The sequence below is a fragment of the Kitasatospora sp. NPDC056181 genome, assembly GCF_042266225.1.
Taxonomy (GTDB): Bacteria; Actinomycetota; Actinomycetes; order Streptomycetales; family Streptomycetaceae; genus Kitasatospora.
Genome location: NZ_JBHJUK010000268.1, coordinates 1 through 6,192, shown reverse-complemented (window position 1 = coordinate 6,192; position 6,192 = coordinate 1). Strand labels below are relative to the sequence as shown.

Genomic DNA, 6,192 nt, shown 5'->3' with positions numbered 1-6,192 from the left:
CGGGTGTCGGTGAACTGGCTGGTTCGGTGCGGGAGTTCGTGGCGGGTCGGTTGCCGTCGTACATGGTGCCGTCGGCGGTGGTGGTGTTGGGGGCGCTGCCGTTGAATGCGAACGGGAAGGTGGACCGGGCGGCGTTGCCGGTTCCGGAGGTGGGGCCGGGGTCGGGCGGGGGTCGGGCGCCGGCGGACGGGCGGGAGGAGATCCTGTGTGCGGTGTTCGCCCGGGTGCTGGGTCTGGCGGAGGTCGGGGTCGAGGACGACTTCTTCGCCCTCGGCGGGCACTCCCTCCTGGCCACCCGCATCGTGAGCCGGGTGCGCACGGTCCTGGGGGCGGAGCTGCCGATCAGGGTGCTGTTCGAGCACCCGACGCCGGCCGCGCTCGCGGCCTGGCTGGCCCGTGCCGCAAGGTCCGGGGACACCGACGGCCACGGCGCGCCGGCGAGGCCGGCACTGACGCCGATGCCGCGTCCGGAGCGGTTGCCGCTGTCGTTCGCACAGCGCCGGCTCTGGTTCCTGGGGCAGCTGGCGGGCCCGAGCAGCACGTACAACCTGCCCAGTGCGCTGCGGCTGACCGGTGAACTGGACCGGGAGGCGCTGGCCGCCGCCCTGCGGGACGTGATCGGCCGCCACGAGGTGCTCCGCACCGTCTTCCCGGAGGCCGACGGCGAGCCGTACCAGCGGATCCTCCCGGTGGAGGAGACCGGTTTCGAGCTGCCCTTCACGGACCTGACCGCCACGGGCGTAGCCGTCACGGACCACGGCGTCGCGCTGCCCGGCCGGGCGGCCGACCCGCAGGCGGTGGAGGAGGCGGTCGCCCGCGAGGCGGGTCGCTTCTTCGACCTCGGCACGGAGATCCCGCTGCGGGCGGGCCTGTTCCGGGTGGGCGAGGAGGAGCACGTCCTCGTCCTGACGGTTCATCACATCGCCGGTGACGGATGGTCCAACGCCCCACTGGCCCGGGACCTCTCGACGGCGTACGCGGCGCGGCGCGGGGGCGGGGCCCCCGACTGGGCGCCACTGCCGGTCCAGTACGCCGACTACACCCTGTGGCAGCGCGATCTTCTCGGGGACGAGAGCGACCCGCACAGCCCGCTCTCCCGCCAAGTGGCCCACTGGCGGCAGGCCTTGGCCGATGCTCCGCAGGAACTGGAGCTCCCGGCCGACCATCCGCGGCCGGCGGTGGCAGGTCACCGGGGCCACACGGCGGGGATCGACATCTCACCCGAACTGCACGCCAGGCTAACCGAGTTGGCGCGCTCCGAGGGCGTCACCCTGTTCATGCTCCTGCAGGCCGGGCTCGCCGTCCTGCTGTCGCGCCTGGGAGCGGGCACCGACATCCCGATCGGCGCGGCGGTGGCCGGGCGTACCGACGAGGCGGTGGAGGACCTGGTCGGGTTCTTCGTCAACACCCTTGTGGTGCGCACCGACCTGTCCGGTGACCCGGGGTTCGCCGAGGTGCTGGGGCGGGTCCGGGAGGCCGGCCTGGCGGCGCTGGACCACCAGGACGTGCCGTTCGAGCGGCTGGTGGAGGAGCTGGCGCCGGCCCGTTCGCTGGCCCGCCACCCGTTGTTCCAGGTGATGCTCACCGTGCAGAACACCGCCCGGGCGGCGGTCGACCTGCCCGGGCTGCGGGCCGGTCGCTGGTCGGCAGGGCCCGTGGCGGCCAAGTTCGACCTGGACGTGACGGTCGGCGAGCTCGTCGACGAGAACGGCCGGCCCGGTGGGCTGCGCGGTACCCTGACGGCGGCCGCCGACCTGTTCGAGCACACGTCGGCCGAGCGGTTCGCCGAGCGCTGGGTACGGGTGCTGGAGTCGGTGGTGGCCGACCCGCAGGTGCGGCTGAGCGGGGTGGACGTCCTGGCCGGGGACGAGCGCGAGCGGCTGCTGGCCGAGTGGACCGGCGCCGACGCCCGGGCCGAGGTCACGCCCACGACGCTGCCCGGGCTCCTTGCCGCCCAGGTGGCGCGCACGCCGCAGGCCGTCGCGGTCGTCTTCGGTGAAACCGAGCTGACGTATGCGGAGTTGGACGCACGGGCGGACCGGGTGGCGCGCCGCCTGGCCGACCGGGGCGTCGGGCCCGACGCGGTGGTCGCGGTGGTGCTGGAACGCGGCATCGACCTGGTGGCGGCGCTGCTCGGCGTCCTGAAGGCGGGCGGCGCCTACCTGCCGATCGACCCGCAGTCCCCGGCCGAGCGGATCGCCTTCACCCTGGCCGACGCCGGCGCGGCCGTCGTGGTGACGTCCGAGGCGTGCGTGCCGGCACTGCCGGCGCGCATCTCGGCGCCGCTCCTGGTCCTGGACGGCGCCGCAGCGGGGGGCGACCCGGCCACCGCCACCGCGTCCGACCCGTTCGACCCGTTCGACCCCTTCGACCCCGTTGACCCGGCGGACCGTGCGCCGGCCGCGGCCGGCCTCCCCGGCGCCCTGCGCCCTGACCACGCCGCGTATGTGATCTACACCTCCGGGTCCACGGGCACACCGAAGGGCGTCGTCGTCACGCACGAGGCCGCGGTGAACCTGCTGGCCGCCGGCGGCTGGCAGGCGGACGCCGACAGCCGGGTGCTGCAGTTCGCGTCGGTCGGATTCGACGCGGCGACCTGGGAGCTGCTGACGGCCCTCTCCTCGGGTGCACGCCTCGTTCTCGCCCCAGCCGCCGAGCTGCTGCCCGGCGGCGGGCTCGCCGAGGTGGTGGCCCGCCACGGCGTCACGCACCTGCTGCTGCCGCCGACCGTGCTCGGGGTCCTGGCGGACGAGGACCTCGCCCCGGTCACGACGGTGCTGTCCGGCGGCGAGGCCCTGGACGCGGACCTCGTGAACCGCTGGGCGCCGGGGCGGCGCCTGGTCAACGCCTACGGCCCGACCGAGGCGGCGGTCTGCGCGACCACGGCCGGCCCGCTGGCGCCGGGGGACGAGCCGACCATCGGGCGGCCCAACGCCAACACCCAGGCGTTCGTCCTCGACGAGTGGCTCAAGCCGGTCCCGGTCGGCGTCGCCGGCGAGCTGTACCTCGCGGGCGCCCAGCTGGCCCGCGGCTACCTGGGGCGGTCGGCGCTGACGGCCGAGCGCTTCGTCGCGCACCCCTACGGCCCCGCCGGCACGCGGCTCTACCGCACCGGCGACCGCGCCCGCTGGGACCGGGAGGGCCGCCTGGTGTTCACGGGACGCGGCGACGACCAGGTGAAGATCCGCGGGTTCCGGATCGAGCCGGGCGAGGTCCAGGCCGTCCTGGCCGGGCACCCGGCGCTCGCTCGGGCCGCGGTGCTGGTCCGCGAGGACGGCCCGGGAGACAAGCGCCTCGTCGCCTACGTGGTGCCCGCCGACGGAACCCACGCGGGCGGCGTCCACGCGGGTCTGGCCCACGACGTGCGGGAGTTCGCGGGCCGGCACCTGCCCCAGTACATGGTGCCCTCGGCGGTGGTGGTCCTCGACGCGCTGCCGCTGACGGTCAACGGCAAGCTCGACCGCGGGGCCCTGCCCGCCCCCGAGTACCCGGCCGCGACCGGCCGGGGCCCGGCGGGCCTGCGCGAGGAGCTGATGACCGAGGTGTTCGCCGAGGTCCTGGGCCTGGAGAGCGTCGGCGCCGACGACGACTTCTTCGCGCTGGGCGGCCACTCGCTGCTGGCCACCCGCCTGGTGAGCCGGGTGCGCGCGGTGTTCGGGGTGGAGCCGGCACTGCGGGCGCTGTTCGAGGCGCCGACCGCGGCCGGCCTGGTCGCCAGGCTGGGCGGGGCCGGCCAGGCCCGGCCCGCGCCGACGGCGCTGGTCCGCCCCGAGCGCCTGCCGCTCTCCTTCGCCCAACGCCGGCTCTGGTTCCTCGACCAGCTGGAGGGCCCGGGCGCCACCTACAACATCCCGCTCGCGCTGCGGCTGTCGGGGCCCGTGGACGGCGCGGCCCTCGATGCCGCGCTGCGGGACGTGATCGGCCGCCACGAGGTGCTGCGCACGGTGTTCCCGCTTGCCGACGGCGAGCCGTACCAGCGGGTCCTGGACCCCGCGGAGCTGGAGTGGGAGCTCTCCACGGCGCTGGTCGGAGCGGAGGAGGTGGCCGCCCTGGCCGCCGAGGCCGCCGGCCACCCGTTCGACCTCTCGGCGCAGCCCCCGATCCGGGCCTGGCTGTTCTCGACCGACGAGGACGAGCACACCCTGGTGTTGACGATCCACCACATCGCCGCCGACGCCTGGTCGATGGGGCCGCTGGCGAATGATCTGGCCGTCGCCTACCGGGCGCGGCTGGCGCACCGGGCGCCCGACTGGGCCCCGCCGGCGGTGCAGTACGCGGACTACGCCCTGTGGCAGCGCGAGCTGCTCGGGTCGGAGGACGACCCGGAGAGTCTGCTGTCCGCCCAGGTCGCCCACTGGCGGCAGGCGCTGGCCGGCGCCCCCGAGGAGCTGCACCTGCCCGCCGACCGCGCCCGCCCCGCCGAGCCCTCGCACCGGGCCCACCAGGTGCCCCTGGAGCTCCCGGCCGAGCTGCACCGGCGCCTGCTGACCGTGGCCCGCCGCCAGGGCGTGACCCTGTTCATGCTGGTCCAGGCGGCCCTGGCGGTCACGCTCAACCGGGTCGGCGCCGGCGACGACATCCCGATCGGCGCGACGATCGCCGGCCGCACGGACGAGAGTCTGGACGACCTCGTCGGCTTCTTCGTCAACACCCTCGTCCTGCGGACCGACCTGTCCGGCGAGCCGACCCTGGAGCAGTTGCTGGGGAGGGTCCGGGAGACCGGACTGGCGGCCTTCGAGAACCAGGACGTCCCCTTCGAGCGGCTCGTGGAGGAGTTCGGGCAGGTCCGTTCCCTGGCCCGCCACCCGCTGTTCCAGGTCCTCCTGACGGTGCGGAACACCGCGGGTGCCACGGCGGACCTCGCGGGTGTCCGGGCCACCGGTCTGCCCACGGGAGTCGCCACGACCAAGACCGACCTGGACGTGAGCATCGGCGAGGAGTTCGACGAGCACGGCGCCCCGGCCGGACTGCGCGGGGCACTCAAGGCCGCGACCGACCTGTTCGAACCGGAGACGGCCGTCCGCCTGGCCGGGTGGCTGCTGCGGGTGCTGACCGCGTTCACCGGCGACCTCGACCTCCCCGTGAGCGGGGTCGACGTCCTGGACCCCGACGAGCTGGACCGGATGCTGACCTCGTGGAGCGGTACTCCGGCGGAGGTTTCCGGGGCCACGGTCCACGGGTTGTTCGAGGCGCAGGTGGCGCGGACGCCGGAGGCGGTGGCGGTGGTCTGCGGCGGGGTGGAGGTGTCGTACGGGGAGCTGGAGGTGCGGGCGAACCGGTTGGCGCACCACCTGGTGGGTCTGGGGGTGGGTCCGGAGTCGGTGGTGGGCGTCTGCCTGCCCCGTGAGGTGGACATGGTGGCGGCGGTCCTCGCCGTCTGGAAGGCCGGCGCGGCGTACCTGCCGCTGGACCCGCAGTACCCGGCCGAGCGCCTGGACTTCATGATCCGGGACAGCGGTGCCTCGCTGCTGCTGACCACCTCGGCGACCGCGGAGCAGGTGGCCGGAGCACGCCCGGTCCGCCTGGACGAACCGCGGACCGCGGCCGCCCTGGCCGAACTGCCGGTCACCGCACCGGACATCACCACCGATCGTGGCCAACTCGCCTATGTGATCTACACGTCGGGGTCGACGGGGGTGCCGAAGGGTGTGGTGGTTGAGCATCGGTCGGTGGTGGGGTTGTTGGAGTGGGCGGTGGGTGTGTTCGGTGGTGGTGGGTTCGGGCGGGTGTTGGCGTCGACGTCGTTGAGTTTTGACGTGTCGGTGTTCGAGTTGTTCGGGCCTTTGGTGTCGGGGGGTTCGGTGGTGTTGGTGCGGGATGTGTTGGTGTTGGCGGAGGGTGGTGGTGTTGGGGGTGGTGGTGTGAGTTTGGTGAGTGGGGTGCCGTCGGCGTTGGCGGGGGTGTTGGGGGTTGGTGGTTCGGGGGTTGCTGGTGGTTCGGGGGTGGTGTCGGGGGTTCGGCCGGGGGTTGTGGTGTTGGCGGGGGAGGCGTTGTCGGCGGATGTGGTGGTGGGGGTGCGGGAGGCGTTTGCGGGGGTGGAGGTGGTGAATTTGTATGGTCCGACGGAGGCGTCGGTGTATGCGTCGGGGTGGTTTGCGGGTGGGGGTGCGGTGGTGGGTGTGCCGCCGATCGGTGGTGCGGTGGCGGGGTCGCGGTTGTTCGTGCTGGATGAGTGGTTGCGGCCGGTTCCGC

1 protein-coding gene is annotated in these 6,192 nt (G+C 74.4%); it reads left to right on the top strand.

All coding sequences use genetic code 11. The features are described 5' to 3' along the window. Positions 1-212: 212 nt before the first annotated feature. A partial coding sequence (locus ACFC1F_RS42385) for an amino acid adenylation domain-containing protein (RefSeq protein WP_376167050.1) occupies positions 213-6,192 on the top strand: 5,980 nt, incomplete at its 3' end.